Source organism: Bifidobacterium pseudolongum subsp. globosum (assembly GCF_004155535.1).
In the GTDB taxonomy this organism is placed as follows: domain Bacteria; phylum Actinomycetota; class Actinomycetes; order Actinomycetales; family Bifidobacteriaceae; genus Bifidobacterium; species Bifidobacterium pseudolongum_C.
Genome location: NZ_RYUH01000010.1, coordinates 302,371 through 317,354, shown reverse-complemented (window position 1 = coordinate 317,354; position 14,984 = coordinate 302,371). Strand labels below are relative to the sequence as shown.

The 14,984-nt window shown below is 65.1% G+C and carries 15 protein-coding genes and 1 tRNA gene; 10 read left to right on the top strand and 6 right to left on the bottom strand.

Annotation, left to right across the window (positions count from 1 at the left end):
* Positions 1 to 82: 82 nt before the first annotated feature.
* The 3 genes from PG2093B_RS05585 to PG2093B_RS05575 form a co-directional block, all read right to left on the bottom strand.
* A complete protein-coding gene (locus PG2093B_RS05585) occupies positions 83 to 808 on the bottom strand; it encodes an ABC transporter ATP-binding protein (RefSeq protein ID WP_129897639.1) in 726 nt (241 codons plus the stop codon).
* Positions 805 to 1,785 (bottom strand): ABC transporter substrate-binding protein, encoded by a 981-nt coding sequence (locus PG2093B_RS05580; protein WP_129897638.1) that lies wholly within the window; start codon positions 1,783 to 1,785, stop codon positions 805 to 807. The genes PG2093B_RS05585 and PG2093B_RS05580 overlap by 4 nt, the downstream gene beginning before the upstream one ends.
* Positions 1,786 to 1,910: 125 nt before the next feature.
* On the bottom strand, positions 1,911 to 2,774 hold the full coding sequence (locus PG2093B_RS05575) for an ABC transporter permease (RefSeq protein WP_129897637.1): 864 nt from the start codon (positions 2,772 to 2,774) through the stop codon (positions 1,911 to 1,913).
* Between the two features lie 350 nt (positions 2,775 to 3,124).
* On the opposite strand from PG2093B_RS05575, the gene eno reads away from it, so the two are divergent.
* The 9 genes from eno to PG2093B_RS05530 all read left to right on the top strand — a co-directional run bounded on the left by eno (position 3,125) and on the right by PG2093B_RS05530 (position 10,236).
* Positions 3,125 to 4,417 (top strand): phosphopyruvate hydratase, encoded by a 1,293-nt coding sequence (eno, locus tag PG2093B_RS05570; protein ID WP_129897636.1) that lies wholly within the window; start codon positions 3,125 to 3,127, stop codon positions 4,415 to 4,417.
* A 114-nt stretch (positions 4,418 to 4,531) separates the two neighbouring features.
* Positions 4,532 to 5,092, top strand: coding sequence for an FtsB family cell division protein (locus PG2093B_RS05565; RefSeq protein ID WP_129897635.1), 561 nt, complete (start codon positions 4,532 to 4,534; stop codon positions 5,090 to 5,092).
* A gap of 55 nt (positions 5,093 to 5,147) precedes the next feature.
* On the top strand, positions 5,148 to 5,738 hold the full coding sequence (locus tag PG2093B_RS05560; RefSeq protein ID WP_129897634.1) for a DUF501 domain-containing protein: 591 nt from the start codon (positions 5,148 to 5,150) through the stop codon (positions 5,736 to 5,738).
* Between the two features lie 40 nt (positions 5,739 to 5,778).
* Positions 5,779 to 6,813: a Ppx/GppA phosphatase family protein gene (locus PG2093B_RS05555; RefSeq protein ID WP_129897633.1), complete on the top strand. Its 1,035-nt coding sequence runs from the start codon at positions 5,779 to 5,781 to the stop codon at positions 6,811 to 6,813.
* 47 nt (positions 6,814 to 6,860) lie between these two features.
* Positions 6,861 to 6,940, top strand: a tRNA-Leu gene (locus tag PG2093B_RS05550).
* Between the two features lie 65 nt (positions 6,941 to 7,005).
* Positions 7,006 to 7,620 (top strand): cadmium transporter, encoded by a 615-nt coding sequence (locus PG2093B_RS05545; protein WP_242502831.1) that lies wholly within the window; start codon positions 7,006 to 7,008, stop codon positions 7,618 to 7,620.
* A gap of 50 nt (positions 7,621 to 7,670) precedes the next feature.
* Entirely contained in the window at positions 7,671 to 9,140 is a 1,470-nt protein-coding gene (locus PG2093B_RS05540; protein ID WP_129897632.1) for an L-serine ammonia-lyase, read from the top strand.
* A 73-nt stretch (positions 9,141 to 9,213) separates the two neighbouring features.
* On the top strand, positions 9,214 to 9,621 hold the full coding sequence (locus PG2093B_RS05535) for an FKBP-type peptidyl-prolyl cis-trans isomerase (RefSeq protein ID WP_129897631.1): 408 nt from the start codon (positions 9,214 to 9,216) through the stop codon (positions 9,619 to 9,621).
* A 132-nt stretch (positions 9,622 to 9,753) separates the two neighbouring features.
* A complete protein-coding gene (locus PG2093B_RS05530; RefSeq protein ID WP_026648042.1) occupies positions 9,754 to 10,236 on the top strand; it encodes a GreA/GreB family elongation factor in 483 nt (160 codons plus the stop codon).
* 82 nt (positions 10,237 to 10,318) lie between these two features.
* Here the strand turns inward: PG2093B_RS05530 and trhA are convergent, their stop codons facing one another.
* On the bottom strand, positions 10,319 to 11,215 hold the full coding sequence (trhA, locus tag PG2093B_RS05525) for a PAQR family membrane homeostasis protein TrhA (protein WP_129897630.1): 897 nt from the start codon (positions 11,213 to 11,215) through the stop codon (positions 10,319 to 10,321).
* 100 nt (positions 11,216 to 11,315) lie between these two features.
* Here trhA and PG2093B_RS05520 point away from each other — a divergent pair, with 100 nt between their 5' ends.
* Positions 11,316 to 12,794, top strand: coding sequence for a sensor histidine kinase (locus tag PG2093B_RS05520; RefSeq protein ID WP_129897629.1), 1,479 nt, complete (start codon positions 11,316 to 11,318; stop codon positions 12,792 to 12,794).
* An 88-nt stretch (positions 12,795 to 12,882) separates the two neighbouring features.
* On the opposite strand, the gene PG2093B_RS05515 is transcribed toward PG2093B_RS05520, so the two are convergent.
* Both PG2093B_RS05515 and PG2093B_RS05510 read right to left on the bottom strand, forming a co-directional pair.
* On the bottom strand, positions 12,883 to 13,161 hold the full coding sequence (locus PG2093B_RS05515; protein ID WP_022858608.1) for a WhiB family transcriptional regulator: 279 nt from the start codon (positions 13,159 to 13,161) through the stop codon (positions 12,883 to 12,885).
* Between the two features lie 116 nt (positions 13,162 to 13,277).
* Complete coding sequence (locus PG2093B_RS05510; RefSeq protein WP_165369718.1) at positions 13,278 to 14,966, bottom strand: FtsK/SpoIIIE domain-containing protein; 1,689 nt, start codon at positions 14,964 to 14,966, stop codon at positions 13,278 to 13,280.
* Between the last annotated feature and the right edge of the window lie 18 nt (positions 14,967 to 14,984).

Below are 14,984 nucleotides of genomic sequence, written 5' to 3'. Positions count from 1 at the left end.
ACGGCCGCCGGACGACGGCGTGGGGCCCGGGGGAATCTCCCCTCGGGCCCCACGCATATCCGCATCACATGTGCTTGCCGCGTCATCCGCGCAGTGCATGGTGCAGCCGCCCCTCGAGCGCCGCATGGTCGGGCGGCCGTCCCTGTGCGTCGAGCCTCGAGCGGTCGGCGCACACCTCGTCGCGGATGCGGCCGTCGGCGAGCACGAGGATGCGGTCGGCGAGCCGCACCGCCTCGGCGATGTCATGGGTGACGAGCACCGTCGCGAAGCCGAGCTGCGCGCGCAGCCCGGCGAGCAGATCCTGCATGTCGAGCCTGGTGAGCGCGTCGAGCGCGCCGAAGGGCTCGTCGAGCAGCAGCAGCTGCGGCCGGCGCGTCAGCGCCCTGGCGAGCGAGACGCGTTGCCGCTGGCCGCCCGAAAGCTGAGCGGGCAGTTTGTCGGCGGCGTCGGCCAGCTGCACCTGGGCAAGCGCGCAGGCGGCGGCTTCCCTGCGCGCGCGGCGCGTCATGCGTCCGGCGTGCGCCTCCATGCCGAGCGTCACGTTGTCCCAGACGCGCAGCCAGGGCACGAGACGCGCGTCCTGGAAGCCGAAGGCGACGCGGCCTGTGGTGCGTACCCGGCCGCGGTCGGCGTCGAGCAGCCCGGCGACGATGCGCAGCAGCGTCGACTTGCCGCAACCGGAGCGCCCGATCAGCGCGACGGTCTCGCCGGCGTCGACGTGCAGGTCCACGTCGGCGAGCACGTCGCGCCCGTCGAAGGCCTTGCACACGCCATCGAGCGCGACGGTGCGCGCGACGTCGCCGCTCATGCGCCGCAGTCCATCGTCGCGGCCTTGATGTCGGGCATCTCGTCGATGAAGCCGAAGTCCACGTACTCCTTGGCCTGCGCTTCGAGCATCGCGCGTCCGTCGGCGTCGATCGGCAGGATCTTCGGCACGTCGAAGTGCGAGACCTGGTCAGCGACCTCGTCCGAGGCACCGAACTGCCGGTAGGCGTCGGTGATGATCGCGGGGCGCTTCGCCGCGGCCTCGGATTCCTTGACGAGAGCCCGGTACATCGCCTTGACGGCTTCGGGGTGCTTCGTCGCGAAGTCGCGCGAGACGATGTGGATCGAGACGTTGTGGTTGTCGTAGTCCTTGCCGTTGACGAGCAGCTTCGCGCCCGGCGTGGCCATCGCGGCCGCGAGGTTCTGGTCGAACGACGACAGCGCGTCGATCTGCCCGGAGGTGAAGGCCGCCTGGAAGTTGCTCGGGCTCATCTCGACGACGTCGACGTCGTCGACGCCCACACTGCTGCCTTCGAGGGCCTTGTGCAGCACGTAGTCGCCGGTGCCGCCGCGCTTGATGATCGCGACCTTCTTGCCCGCAAGGTCATCGAGCGATTCGACGCCTGAGCCGGGCGCGGCGACGATGCCCTGCGAGTCGCCGTCGTAGTATTCGATCGCGAAGGCGGTCCACGGCTGTCCCTGTGCAAGGAATTTGATGAACGACCCGGTGCCGGTGCTCGTCGCGTCGGCGTTGCCGGACAGGACGGCGGCATAGGCGTCGGTCGGATTGTACGGACCGGTGAAGTCGACATTCGTCGAGCCCATCGTCTCGTCGAGGAAGGGTTCGTCGCGCACCGTCGTCAGGTAGTTCGCCGTGGACAGGTAGGCGACGCGCATCGTGGCGTCGTCGCCCGCCTGTGCCGATGTGCCGCATGCCGCGGCGCCGGCGAGCAGCGCGGCGGCGCAGATGGCGGCGAGCAGACGGCGCGGACGGTGGTGGGAGTGGGATGTGGATGACATGGTGCCTCCTTCGGGGCGTGGCCGCATGACCGCATGGTCGTGCCGCGGCCGGTTTCGATGGTTGAATGTGGTGGTCCTGAGACAAGGCGGTGCCTGCCGGAAAACCGGATGAAGGGAGCGGGACGTCAGCCGCGCGTGCGCAGCAGGCGCTCGAGCACCCCGACGATCCACTCGCTGAGCAGGCCCAGTGCCGCGTACAGCACGATGCACAGCACCATTTGGTCGGTGCGGAAGAACTGCTGGGAGCGTGTGAGCAGATAGCCGATGCCGACCGACGAGTTCACGGTCTCGCAGGTGACGAGCGCGATCCACGAGACGGTGATCGCGAAGCGCAGTCCGGTCATGAACTGCGGCAGCACGCCGCGCAGCAGGATCTTCGTGAAGACGACATGCTGCGGCATCCGGTAGGCGCGTGCGAGTTCGATTAGCCCCGGGTCGATCGCGCGCACGCCGTCGCGCACATTGACGTAGACGAGCGCGAACGCGCCGACCGCGATCAGCGTAACCTTCATCGCCTCGCCGATGCCGAGCATGACGATGAGCAGCGGCGCGAGCGCCGGGAACGGAATCGCGCGCAGCATATGGACCGGCTTGTCGATGATCGCCCCGCCGATGCGGCTCGCGCCCGAGACGACGCCGGCCGGCACGGCGAGCGCCACGCCGACGGCGAGGCCGGCGAGCACGCGCAGCACGCTGACGCGCACCGACGGCCACAGCACGCCCTCGTCGCGCAGGGCCACGAACGCGGCGGCGACCTCGCCGGGGGAGGGCAGCGCGCGCGTGTCGGGCGCCGAGCGCGTGCACAGCGCCCACAACGCGAACAATGCAAGCGTGGACGCCCATGCGGCGCCGATGCTCGCCGTGCGCCGGACCCAGCGGGGCGCGGCGCACGACGCAGGGGTCGCCGACGATGCGGCTGATGAGGATGATGCGGACGTCGACGACAGCGCACTGGACGTGACGGCGCCGATCTGCTCTGGGACGGACATGACATTCCCTTCGATAGCATTGCCTATTTCAGGTTCGACGAGTGTGATCTCAGCCCAGCCGATCCGCTTTCCCGCCCGTCGCGTCATACCGCGGCGGGGAGGTCCAGCACATGTTTGAGATCATGGCCCGGGCACCCCGTGTCGGCGTCCATTGTTGCCAGAACCGTTGGACAACCGGGGGTGATCCGTATGGTTTCGGGCTCCCGTGCGCCGGCGCCGCCCATGGGACGCGCGGCGGCCGCGCCGGACTGGGAGCGCTCACAGTTTTCGCCGACGGGAAGTTGCGAATCGTCCAACAACGGCATTACTCTTGCAGATGTCATCACAACCCGTACACATAAGGAGTAGTTGTGGCAGCAATTGAAAGCGTGTACGCACGCCAGATTCTTGATTCCCGTGGCAACCCGACCGTTGAGGTCGTCCTCGACACCGAGGACGGCGCCCGCGGCATCGGCCTGGTCCCCTCCGGCGCCTCCACCGGTGAGGCCGAGGCTTGGGAGCGCCGCGACGGCGACAAGTCCGTTTATATGGGCAAGGGTGTCCTCAACGCGGTGAAGGCCGTCAATGAGGAGATCGCCCCGAAGGTCATCGGCATGGACGCCACCGACCAGCGCGCACTCGACGACCTCATGATCGACCTTGACGGCACCCCGAACAAGGGCCGTCTGGGCGCCAACGCCATCCTGGGCGTCTCGCTCGCGGCCATGTACGCCGCGGCCGAGAGCGCCGAGCTGCCGCTGTACCGCTACATCGGCGGCACCAACGGCCACGTCCTGCCGGTCCCGAACATGAACATCATGAACGGCGGCGCACATGCCGACTTCGCCACCGACATCCAGGAGTACATGATCTCCCCGTACGGCTTCGAGACCTACAGCGAGGCTCTCCAGGCCGGCGTCGAGGTGTACCACACCCTCAAGAACGTGCTCAAGAAGCAGGGCCTGGCCACCGGCCTCGGCGATGAGGGCGGCTTCGCCCCGAAGATGAAGACCAACGAGGATTCCCTCAAGTACATCATGGACGCCATCTCGGCCGCCGGCTACGAGCCGGGCAAGCAGATCGGCATCGCCCTCGACGTGGCTTCCTCCGAGTTCTACAACAAGGACAACGGCACCTACCACTTCGACGGCGAGGACCGCGACGCGGCCTACATGCTCGACTTCTACGAGAAGCTCGTGGACGAGTTCCCGATCGTCTCCATCGAGGATCCGTTCCAGGAAGAAGGCTGGGAAGACTGGGCCAAGATCACCAAGGCCCTCGGCGACCGCCTGCAGTTCGTCGGCGACGACCTCTTCGTCACCAACCCGGTGCGCCTGAAGAAGGGCATCGACATGGGCGCCGGCAACTCGCTGCTCGTCAAGCTCAACCAGATCGGCACCGTCTCCGAGACCCTCGATGCGATCGAGCTGGCCACGAAGAACGGTTTCACCTCGATGGTGTCGCACCGCTCCGGTGAGACCCCGGACACCACGATCTCCGATCTCGCCGTGGCCAAGAACACCGGCCAGATCAAGACCGGCGCCCCGGCCCGTGGCGAGCGCATCGCCAAGTACAACCGCCTGCTCGAGATCGAGGAAGAGCTCGGCTCGACCGCGCAGTACGCCGGCTACAGCGCGTTCAAGGCCTGCAAGAAGTACATGTGATCGCGGGTGGTGCGCCACGCACAGGCATGACGCACCGCATTGATCATCCAGTGCCTTGGTTCACCGCTACCCGTCGCCGTTCGCTCGTCGAACGCGGCGGGTAGCGTCGTATCCATGAGCGCACGCACCAAGACCACAGCATCGAAGCCGCAGCAGCGCAAGCCCGAACGCGCCTCGGGAGCCGGGCCCATCGCGTTTTTCGTGGCGCTGTTCATCATCGCGCTCGGCCTGATCCAACTCATCTCCACGTTCCACACCTATGCGCTCAACCTTTCGGAACTCAATGCGCTGAAAAAGCAGGAATCCGCGTTGGTGGCGCAGAAACAGGAACTCGAGAACAACATCGAGCGGTGGAACGACGATGCATATGTCACCGCACAGGCGCGTGAGCGGCTCGGGTATGTGTTCCCGGGCGAGCAGGCGATTCGCGTGGAGCACCCGGAAGCGGTGACCGGTGGGGCGCAACATACGCCCCAGCCCAATGACGCCAGCACGTCGAATGATTCGAAACTGCCGTGGTACAGCGAGCTCGCGTACGCGTTCGGCCAATCCGACGCCGACCGACGCAATGCGAAGACGGACGACGGCGGTGCATCGTCAGGTGACCAGTCGACAGGCCCGGGTGACCATGAGACCGAAGCCCCCGCGCAAGGCGACGGTTCTTCCGCGCAATGACTGGCAGACCGATGCAGTACGTGTGATGTAGTTTGCAAGAAAGAATGAGGAACGGATGACGCAATTCGACGCCGCCGAAATGAACGATGCCCAGACCATGCTGGACCGCATTCTGGAGCACCCGGCGACCGACCACGATGTGGCGGTCGTGCAGGAACAGCTGGGCCGCTATCCGCGTGGCATGATGGCGGTGGGGGCGCGCTGCGCGAACGGATGCCCGCTCGCCGTGGTCACCAGGCCGCTCGTGGACGGCAAGATCCCGTTCCCCACCACCTGTTACCTGACCGGCCCGGAGATAGTCAAGGCCGTCTCCCACCTTGAAGCGGATGGGGTGATGCGCGAATACAACGAGATGTTGGCCCAGGACCCGCAGCTGCGTGAACACTACGAGCGCGCCCACCGCATGTATCTGGCGTTCCGCCACGCGCTGGCCCTCCATACCGGCGACAGTGAAGAGCATATCGACGGCATCAGCGCCGGCGGCATGCCCACACGCGTCAAATGCCTGCACGCGCTCGTCGCGCAGAGCCTCGTCATGGGGCCGGGTGTCAATCCCATCGGGGACATGGCGCTCGACCGTCTGCGTGGCGAATTCGACCCCGCCGTGTGCACATGCGCGCCGATCACCACCGGGCAGCGCGACTAACCCGCCGCCCGCGCACATCCCTATACCGTATGGAGAGATCATGAGTGACCATGTTGCCAACGCCGAGCCGCAATCCGATTCCAGTGTTGTTGTGGGCGGCATCGATTGCGGTACGAACTCGATCCGTCTGAAAATCGCCCGCGTCGACGCGCACGGTGTGCACGACATCGTGCCGCGCACCCTGCGTGTCGTGCGCTTGGGCGAGGGCGTGGACCGTACGCACCGCTTCGCCGAAGAGGCGCTTGAACGCACCTATGCAGCGGCGCGCGAATTCGCGCGGATCCTCGACGAGCATCCGGTGCAGGCGCTGCGGTTCGTCGCCACGTCCGCCACGCGCGACGCACAGAACCGCCAGGAGTTCGAAGACACAATCGAGTCGATTCTCGGTGTGCGCCCCGAGGTGATCAGCGGGGTGGAGGAGGCGGACCTGAGTTTTCTCGCGGCCACGAGCATGACGGCGCGCACCGATCTGGAGCCACCGTTCCTCGTAGTGGATTTGGGCGGCGGGTCCACTGAGCTCGTGCTCGGCGGCGACGGTGTGACTTCTCCCGCCACGCGCGTGGACGCGGCGTTCTCGATGAACATCGGGTCGGTGCGCATGACGGAACGCCATCTCACCGACGACCCGCCCACGCAGGTGCAGATCGATGCGGCGGTCGACGACATCGACGCGCATATCGACGAGGCGTTCACCCATGTGCCGGCCGGCCGTGCGCACACGATCATCGGTGTGTCCGGCACGGTCACGACGATGACGGCGTTGGCGATGGGCCTGACCGAATACGACCATCGCGCGGTGGATGGCGTGCGCATGGACTTCGGCACGGCGTTCGCCGTGGACGACCGTTTCCTGCACATGACCCGTGCGGAACGCAGCGCGTACAAGACGATCCACCCGGGGCGCATCGATGTTGTGGGAGGGGGCGCGCTGGTGTGGAACCGCGTGCTCGAACGCGTGTCACAGGCCGCGCAGGCGGACCATGGGCAGCGCATCGACTCGTTCGTGGCGAGCGAGCATGGTCTGCTCGACGGGCTCGTGCTCGATTTGGGGAACCGATTGCTTCACGGGCGGTAGTGTGGCATAATACCCACGTGCCGTTGCGCGCCGTACGCGGTGGCACCGCCCCCATGGCGAAATTGGTATACGCATTCGACTTAAAATCGAACGCTTCGGCGTGCGGGTTCGAATCCCGCTGGGGGCACCGATGTCAACATACCGTGATGTCGTCGTAACACAAGATGACAATTCGGCCATACACTGGCCGGCATGAGCGAAATGACTGAACGGATACCGATGACCACCAACCACACCAAGCAAGGCGGGCGCCGCTCGACCATCGAAGCACACCGCGAATCCGGCGTGCCGATCATGCTCGCCCAAGCGATCATCGTGGCATGTACATTGTGCTTCTGCGAGCTGCTGTGTTCGCCACTGTACGTGAGCTTCGCCCCCCGCGTGTTCCCGATCCTGCCGTGGGCGCTTGTGGCCATGCTGCTCGCCGTGATGTTCTCGTACGTCGTGGGTTTCGCGCTGCTGTGGTGCGCCGAATCCTTCGCCTACCGCATGAAGCGCAAGCTGCAGCCGGTCGTCTATGCCATGACCGGTGCCATCGGCTTCGGGGTGTGGACGGTCTGGGTCGTGCTGGGCATCATGAACATGATCAGCGGCAGGCTCGGCATGGGCACGGTGAGCGCCGACCATACCACCATCGCCGCGATCAACGGCGCGGTGCTCGGCCTGGCTTCGTTTTTCGCCGCATTCACGTTGGGGGAGCGCCTTGCAAAACACCGCACCGCGGTGATTACATTGGGTGTGGTCAGCGTGCTGCTCGCGGTGGGTGGGGGATATGTGCTCACCGCGATGATGCACGCAGTTGCCTGAGAGCGTAACGCATCTAGCACCCACGAGGACGCGCACATATATTCATGTATATGTTCAGCGTCCTCGATTTGTATTCCATCGGTGTGGGACCGAGTTCGTCGCATACCGTCGGCCCGATGCTCGCCACACGGCGGTTCGCGCAAGCGCTTGTGCAACATGGTGTGATTGACGAGGTGGACCGCGTGCGCGTCACACTGTATGGGTCGCTTGCGCTCACCGGGCTGGGGCACGGCACGGACCGCGCTTCGGTGGCTGGTCTGGAAGGCAACGACCCGCAGACCGTGGACACCGATTACCTTGCGGATATGCACCGCATCTGCGATGAGCGCGGCACCATACGGCTCGCCGGAGTGAGGACGATCACCTTCGATTACAACCATGATGTGGTCATCGACGTCTGGCACCGCCTCGCCGCGCACCCCAACGGCATGCGTTGTGAGGCCTTCGATGCGCAAGGACGCCCCGTCTACGAACAGGTCTGGTATTCGGTGGGCGGCGGGTTCATCGAACCCGGACTCGTCACCGACCCCGTGGTCTCGATGCACGACCGGTCGGTCGAGGCACAGGAAGACGCCCAGCGCGTGGATGCCGGCGAAACCGACCCCACGATGCAGACCGACGGCTGGCCGTATCCGTTCGCCACTGCGAAACAGCTCCTCGCCATATGCGCGGAGCAAGGCATGAGCATCGCCGACGTGGTGTGGGCCAATGAATGCGCGATCCACGGCGCCGACGCGATTCGCGCGCACCTCGATCGCGTGTGGGCGGCGATGCGCGCCAGTGTCCACGAAGGGTGCACAAGCACACAACGCGTGCTGCCCGGCGGCCTCGATGTGCCCCGGCGCGCGCCGGGCGTCTATACGAGGCTGCGGTCGAAGGGCGACGTGCTCAGCCAACACGCCTCGGGCAACCTGCGGCATGTGGAGTCGTCGGAAGCGGCGTGGATCGACCTGTTCGCACTCGCCGTCAATGAGCAGAACGCCGGGGGAGGGCGCATCGTCACCGCCCCGACGAACGGCGCGTCGGGCGTCTTGCCGGCCACGCTCATGTACTACTGGCATTTCCTGCCTGACGCCGATGAGGCGGGCGTACGCACCTTCCTGCTCACGGCGGCGGCCGTGGGATATCTCATCAAACGCAATGCGTCGATATCCGGCGCGGAGGTCGGCTGCCAAGGCGAAGTCGGATCGGCATGCTCGATGGCCGCGGCCGGCCTGTGTGCGGTCGTCGGCGGCTCACCGGCGCAGATCGAGAATGCGGCGGAGATCGGCATGGAGCACCATCTGGGACTCACATGCGATCCGATCGGCGGTTTGGTGCAGATTCCCTGCATCGAGCGCAACGCGGTCGCGGCCAATACCGCGATCGGGGCGGTGCGCATGGCGATGCTCGGCGATGGTTCGCACATCGTCACGCTCGACCAGGTCATCACCACCATGCGGCAGACCGGGCACGACATGATGGCGAAATACAAAGAGACCTCGCAAGGCGGTCTCGCGCTCAACGTGGTGGAGTGCTGAACGCGCATCGTGCCGCGTGGCGGGCGCGGATGTGCTACGCTGAAATGCGTTGTGTCAACAGCAAGGAGGAAACATGGCTACGCAGATGCCTGAGGTACAGGGCGCATATGGTGACCTTCCTGTCATCGTGTTCCCGGAAGGTGAAGCCCCCAAGGGCCTCAAGGTCGTGGAACTCGAAGAGGGCAACGGCCCGATGGTCCGCCGCGGCGACACCATCACGGTGAACTACCACGGCCAGGTCTGGGGCAACGATACGGCGTTTGACTCCAGCTTCGAACGTCACCAGCCGGCGAGCTTCGGCATTGGCGTCGGCCAGGTGATCAAGGGATGGGACCAGACGGTTCCGGGCCACAATGTGGGCTCCCGTCTGCTCGTGTCGATTCCGCCTGAGTATGGCTATGGCTCGCGTGGTGTGCCGCAGGCCGGCATCGGCCCCGATGACACATTGGAGTTCGTCATCGACATCATCGCCACGCGCTGATTGGCATTGCAATGAAAGACGGAGAGTACCGGCGGGCGACGGCCGGTGCTCGATTGTTTATGTGATGACACATGCACGCGCCGCACCCGCATGGAGGATGCGCGGGTGGGCTGCGTACGAAAGGAGGCCATGATGGCCGAAGAAGAAAAGGTCGTGCTCCTGACCCAGGACGCCTACGACAAGTTGAAGGAAGAGCTCACGTATCGCGAGGGCGAGTACCGCGACGAGATCACCCAGCGCATCGCCGCGGCCCGTGCGGAAGGTGACCTCTCGGAGAACGGCGGCTATCAGGCCGCCCGCGAGGAGCAGGGCAAGAACGAGGGCCGCATCAACGAGCTCATCGTCAAACTGCGCAATGCGAAGATCATGGAGGCGCCGGACGCCGGCACCGTGGGCAACGGCTCCATCGTCACCATCGACATGGGTGGCCGTGAGATGGTGTATGTGCTCGGATCGCGCGACATCGCCGTGGCCACCGATTACGACGTGATCAGCCCCGAGTCGCCGATCGGCGCGGCCATCCTCGGTGCGAAAGAGGGCGACACCGTGTCGTACAAGGCCCCCAATGGCCGTGAGATCTCGGTGACGATCACCAAGGCGACGCCGCTGCAGTGATCTCATCGCACCTAGTGCATATGGTTTGGCCCCGGCCCATCGTCACCATGATGGACCGGGGCCAAACCATATGCACCGGACGTCACTGCGCCAACTGGGCCAGTCTGACGATCACGATGTAGATGGCCACCATATGGCATGCATAGCCGGCAATGGTGCCCAGATGGAAGATCTCGTGGAACCCGAAGACCTTCGGCCACGGGTCGGGTTTGCGCAGCGCGTAGACGATGGCGCCCGCGATGTAGCAGGCGCCGCCGGACAGCAACAGCACGACCACGGCGGGACCTGCTGCGGGCGACCGCCAGAACAGCCCCATGAACGCGACGCCGGAGACGCCGAAGATGATGTAGACGAGCACGTAGAGCCAGCGTGGCGCGTTGATCCACACCACATGGATGATCAATGCCACGAGGGTGCAACTCCACATGCCGATGATGATCGTGTTGCGCCAGAAGGCGTCGAGGGCGAAGGCGACCGGCGTATAGGTGCCGGCGATGAGCAGGAAGATGTTCATATGGTCGATACGGCGCAACACGTCGGTCACCCGGGGCGACCAGTCGCCCAGATGGTAGGCGGCGGAATTGCCGAACAGGATGAGCGACGCCGTCATGAATACGGCGCACGCCCATTTGAGCCCGGTGCCGTGGGCGATGCAGATCAGCACAATGCCGGCCGCCAAAGCCAAGGGGGTGGCACCGGCATGCATCCACCCGCGGAGCAGCGGCTTTTCCCTGCCGTGCACATCGAGACGCACTTTGCGCTCGACTTCCTGCGGCACAATGCCTTCGAGCTTGGCGGCTTTCGCCTCTCCTTTGGCGATGATGTGCTTGGCCTTGCATTCGGCCTTGCGGCGCACCTTGTCCGCCTTCGCCTGCGCGTTCGCGCGCACATTGTGTGCCTTCGCCTCGAGTGCCTCCTGCCGGGCGGCCACGACCGCCGCCCGTTTCTCCTCGATGTGTTGCCTGTCTTGAGTGGCCATGTCATCTCGTATCACTAGAAGTTACGCAAACGTAAGCTACGTTAGCGTAACTAGTTGACAGACATTCATCGGGGCGGTGCCGGCCGCTATGATGGTGCGCATGGCTGATTTTTCACAGATTCTCGCCACACGCCCGGATTTCGACGATTCCGACCGTGAATGGCTGCATCATCTCGTCGCCGATTGGCAGGTCATCGCCGATCTGAGCTTCGCGGATCTGCTGCTCGTACTGCAAAAAGGCGACGGCAGTTTCGTCATCGCCGAACAATGCCGGCCCTCCACGGTGATGAGCCTGCGTGTCGACGACCTTGTGGGATGCGCGATGGACCCCGAGTTCACTGAGGAGCTCACCGAGGCGATGCACAGCGAAGGCGTCTACCGCTCATCGATCCTGCGCAACATCGGCGGCTCCACGGTGTGCAATGTCTATGCGCCGATTCGCCATGACGGCAAGACGTTGGGCCTTGTGGTGCGCGAGACGAATCTGGCCACGCGCGAATCGAACGGCCGGTATGAGTCGGAGAGCATCAGCGCGGGCAAACGGCTGTTCACGATGATTCCACGCGGGCAGTTCCCCTACAAGGACGCGGTGCTCAACCAGCGGCACAACGCGCGCGTGGCGGACGGCTTCATCATCCTCACCGTCGACGGCGACGTGCAGTACGCCTCGCCCAACGGCATCAGCTGCTTCAGGCGCCTGGGCATGCTCGACACGATGGAAGGCGGCAACCTCGGCGAGATCGGCACCGGGCTCATCCATGAAAACGACCCCGTGTCCGAATCGCTGCCGATCGTCCTGCTGGGCAAAGCCGCGATGGACACCGAGATGGACACCAACCGTTCGGCGGTCTCGATGCGCTCGCTGCCGCTCATGGACGCCCGAGGGCGCACCGGTGCGATTGTGCTGTGCCGGGACGTGACCGAGCTGCGCCGCCGCGAAGTGGAGCTGCAGACGAAGGACGCCACGATCTCCGAGATTCACCACCGCGTGAAGAACAACCTGCAGGCGGTGTCGGCGTTGCTGCGGCTGCAGGCGCGCAAAACGAAATCGGACGAAGTGAAGAAGGAGCTCAAGGAGGCACAGCGCCGTGTGCAGACGATCGCGATGGTGCACGAGGGGCTGAGTCAATCGGCCGACGAAGTGGTGGATTTCGACAAGGTCATCGCGAATCTGCTGCGCATGAGCGTCGATCTGGCGTCGATGAGCGAACAGCACATCACCATCGATTTCGTTGGCAAATTCGGCATGATGCCCGCCCAGGACGCCACGCCGCTCTCGCTCGTGCTCACCGAGCTGATTACCAACGCCGTCGAACATGGCTACGAGGGGCGCACCGAAGGGCATATCGTGGTCTCGGTGGGCCGTGAAGGCAACCATCTGAGCATCTGTGTGGAAGACGACGGCAACGGCATCGACCACGAGGAGCAGGACGGCATGGCGCGCACATCCGGGTCCGGGCTGGGCACGCAGATCATCAACACCTTCGTCACGAATGATTTCGGTGGCACGGTCACATGGGAGCCGGCACGTGAGGGCGGCACGCGCGTGCTGCTCGACATCAAGCTGCGCGCCGCATGACAGCGCACAGTACGCCGGATATAATGCGGTGCCCCCAACCACATCCCGTGGCTGGGGGCACCGCATTATGCTCTAGGCGTGGAGTGCGTCAGATCTGCATCTGCATCGACTGGGAACGGCGGGCGCGCATGGCGCGACGCTTCAGTGCGCGGCGCTCATCTTCGCTCAGGCCACCCCACACACCGTAATCCTGATTGGTGTCCAGCGCGCATTTGAGGCAGGCGTCAATGACCTTGCAGGTGCGGCACACGGCCTTGGCCTCTTCGATCTGCTGATAGGCGGTGCCGGTGTTTCCTACCGGAAAGAACAGCTCTGGATCCTTGTCGCGGCACGCCGCCTTGGCGCGCCAGTCGAATGCACTGCTCATATGGATTGTGTTCCTTACTATGCTTATGAACGGCTACCTTGCTTATGCTAAGCAATTCCCGTCCGTTTTTCAAGGGTTTTCCAAGGAATTCAGGTGCCGCTGCGCGTTTTTTGGCATCAACTGGCGGCCATGAGCTGCACAAGCTGTGCCACACCGGAGTCGATATAGACCGCCCGCCCGGGTGTGCGCATGTCCTCACCGTCCATCGTGTTGAGCAGGTCTGCGGGAATGCCGTCGGCCAGATCGACCGCACGTTCGCCGCAGGGCAGAATAAGCCGGCGTGTGCAATGTTCGGGAATGCGCAGGCGTCGTGTGGAGGAGAGCGCGAAGACGGTGAATGCGCGCGGATCACGCAGCTGCGCACGCAATGCGCCGGCCCGGGCATCCATGCACAGCGGATCGAGCAGTTCGTCGGCGTCGTCGGTACAGACCGCGGTGACGCCGTACGCCGGCGCCGCCTGCTCGATCCAGCGCAACAGCGCGCTTTTGCCCCGCCCATGCTGGCCCACCACGGCGAGCGGACCGGTGCGCGTGTCGATGACGAACGGCGCGACGGCTACTCCGTCATCGACGAGGCCGAGCGGGAGATGACCCGGCGCGCATGCGTCGGGCAGTGACTGCGAACTCACATGGTCGGGCAGCCCGTCCGTGAACAGCGGGGGCGGCGCCGTGCAGGCGTGCACGCGAGCGCACCGTGCGATGTTCCTGATGAGCGCGTCGATGTCCTCGATGTGCGCGCACCGGAAGACGCGCCGCTCGTCGTCTTCCATCAGGATCGCCATGCCGGGGGCCACGGCGCTCAGATGGGCCGCCGCGTCGGAGCCTATCATTTCCTGGGATTGCAGCGTGTCGCGGACACGCAGGCATATGCGCAGGCTCATATTCGCCTTCATCGATGCGCTGATCTGCCCCAGCGGATTCTGCGTGCAGGCGACCAGATGCATGCCCAGCGAACGGCCCAACGACGCGACGCGCACCAAACGGTCGATGTAGTCGGGCAACTGTCCGTGCAGCATGTGGAATTCGTCGACCACGATCACGAGCCGGGCCACCGGGCACGCCGCGTGCATGAGGTCGCTCACACCGAGTGCGGCGGCGAGCCGCTCCCGGCGGTCGAGTTCGCGTTCGAGCGCACGCAGAGCGCGCGTGGCGTATTTGAGGTCGAGGTCGTTGACGCACCCGCGCACATGGGGGAGTGCGCACAGGCGTTCCATCGCCGACCCGCCTTTGAAGTCGAGGAGCACGAACTGCAGGGCCTGCGGGGGGTGGGTGGCGGCGAGGGCCACGCACCAGTCCTGAAGCAGCACCGATTTGCCCGATCCGGTGGTCCCCGCCACAATCGCATGGGGGCCGTGGCGTTCCAAGTCGATGGTCAGTGGCTCGCCAAAGGGGTCGGTGCCGATGCGCGCCGTGCAGCCCGGCGGATGGGTGCTGCATGCTGTCCGGGCCCACATGTGGCACATCGTGCGGAATGGCACGGCGTCGTCGGCCATGTTGAGCAGACGCTCAAGCGTGGTGCCGGTGCATGCACGGACCATGTCCTCGCTGATGGTGTCGGAAGCATGCGTTGCCGTGTGTGCGCCGTCCACCCCGCTGTCGGAGGACGTGGGGTGTGACTGCAGCAGCGTCAGCACCATCGTGGCCGCGGTGGCGCAACATCCCGAACCGATCATCAGGGCGAACAGCCATTGCTGGCGCACGAGCAGCGCGGCGAGCATGATGCATTGTGCGACCAACGGGGCGATATACGCGCACATGCGCAATGCGGTGGTGCGTGTGCGGTGGGTGGCTTGTGTGTTGTTCATGCACCCACTGTGCATGGG

Coding starts and splice junctions, on each gene's coding strand:
- PG2093B_RS05555 (WP_129897633.1), top strand. CDS start 5,779: ATGAGTGACCATGTTGCCAACGCCGAGCCGCAATCCGATTCCAGTGTT.
- PG2093B_RS05580 (WP_129897638.1), bottom strand. CDS start 1,785: ATGTCATCCACATCCCACTCCCACCACCGTCCGCGCCGTCTGCTCGCC.
- PG2093B_RS05560 (WP_129897634.1), top strand. CDS start 5,148: ATGACGCAATTCGACGCCGCCGAAATGAACGATGCCCAGACCATGCTG.
- PG2093B_RS05510 (WP_165369718.1), bottom strand. CDS start 14,966: ATGAACAACACACAAGCCACCCACCGCACACGCACCACCGCATTGCGC.
- PG2093B_RS05540 (WP_129897632.1), top strand. CDS start 7,671: ATGTTCAGCGTCCTCGATTTGTATTCCATCGGTGTGGGACCGAGTTCG.
- PG2093B_RS05520 (WP_129897629.1), top strand. CDS start 11,316: ATGGCTGATTTTTCACAGATTCTCGCCACACGCCCGGATTTCGACGAT.
- PG2093B_RS05535 (WP_129897631.1), top strand. CDS start 9,214: ATGGCTACGCAGATGCCTGAGGTACAGGGCGCATATGGTGACCTTCCT.
- PG2093B_RS05515 (WP_022858608.1), bottom strand. CDS start 13,161: ATGAGCAGTGCATTCGACTGGCGCGCCAAGGCGGCGTGCCGCGACAAG.
- PG2093B_RS05530 (WP_026648042.1), top strand. CDS start 9,754: ATGGCCGAAGAAGAAAAGGTCGTGCTCCTGACCCAGGACGCCTACGAC.
- PG2093B_RS05565 (WP_129897635.1), top strand. CDS start 4,532: ATGAGCGCACGCACCAAGACCACAGCATCGAAGCCGCAGCAGCGCAAG.
- trhA (WP_129897630.1), bottom strand. CDS start 11,215: ATGGCCACTCAAGACAGGCAACACATCGAGGAGAAACGGGCGGCGGTC.
- PG2093B_RS05545 (WP_242502831.1), top strand. CDS start 7,006: ATGAGCGAAATGACTGAACGGATACCGATGACCACCAACCACACCAAG.
- PG2093B_RS05585 (WP_129897639.1), bottom strand. CDS start 808: ATGAGCGGCGACGTCGCGCGCACCGTCGCGCTCGATGGCGTGTGCAAG.
- PG2093B_RS05575 (WP_129897637.1), bottom strand. CDS start 2,774: ATGTCCGTCCCAGAGCAGATCGGCGCCGTCACGTCCAGTGCGCTGTCG.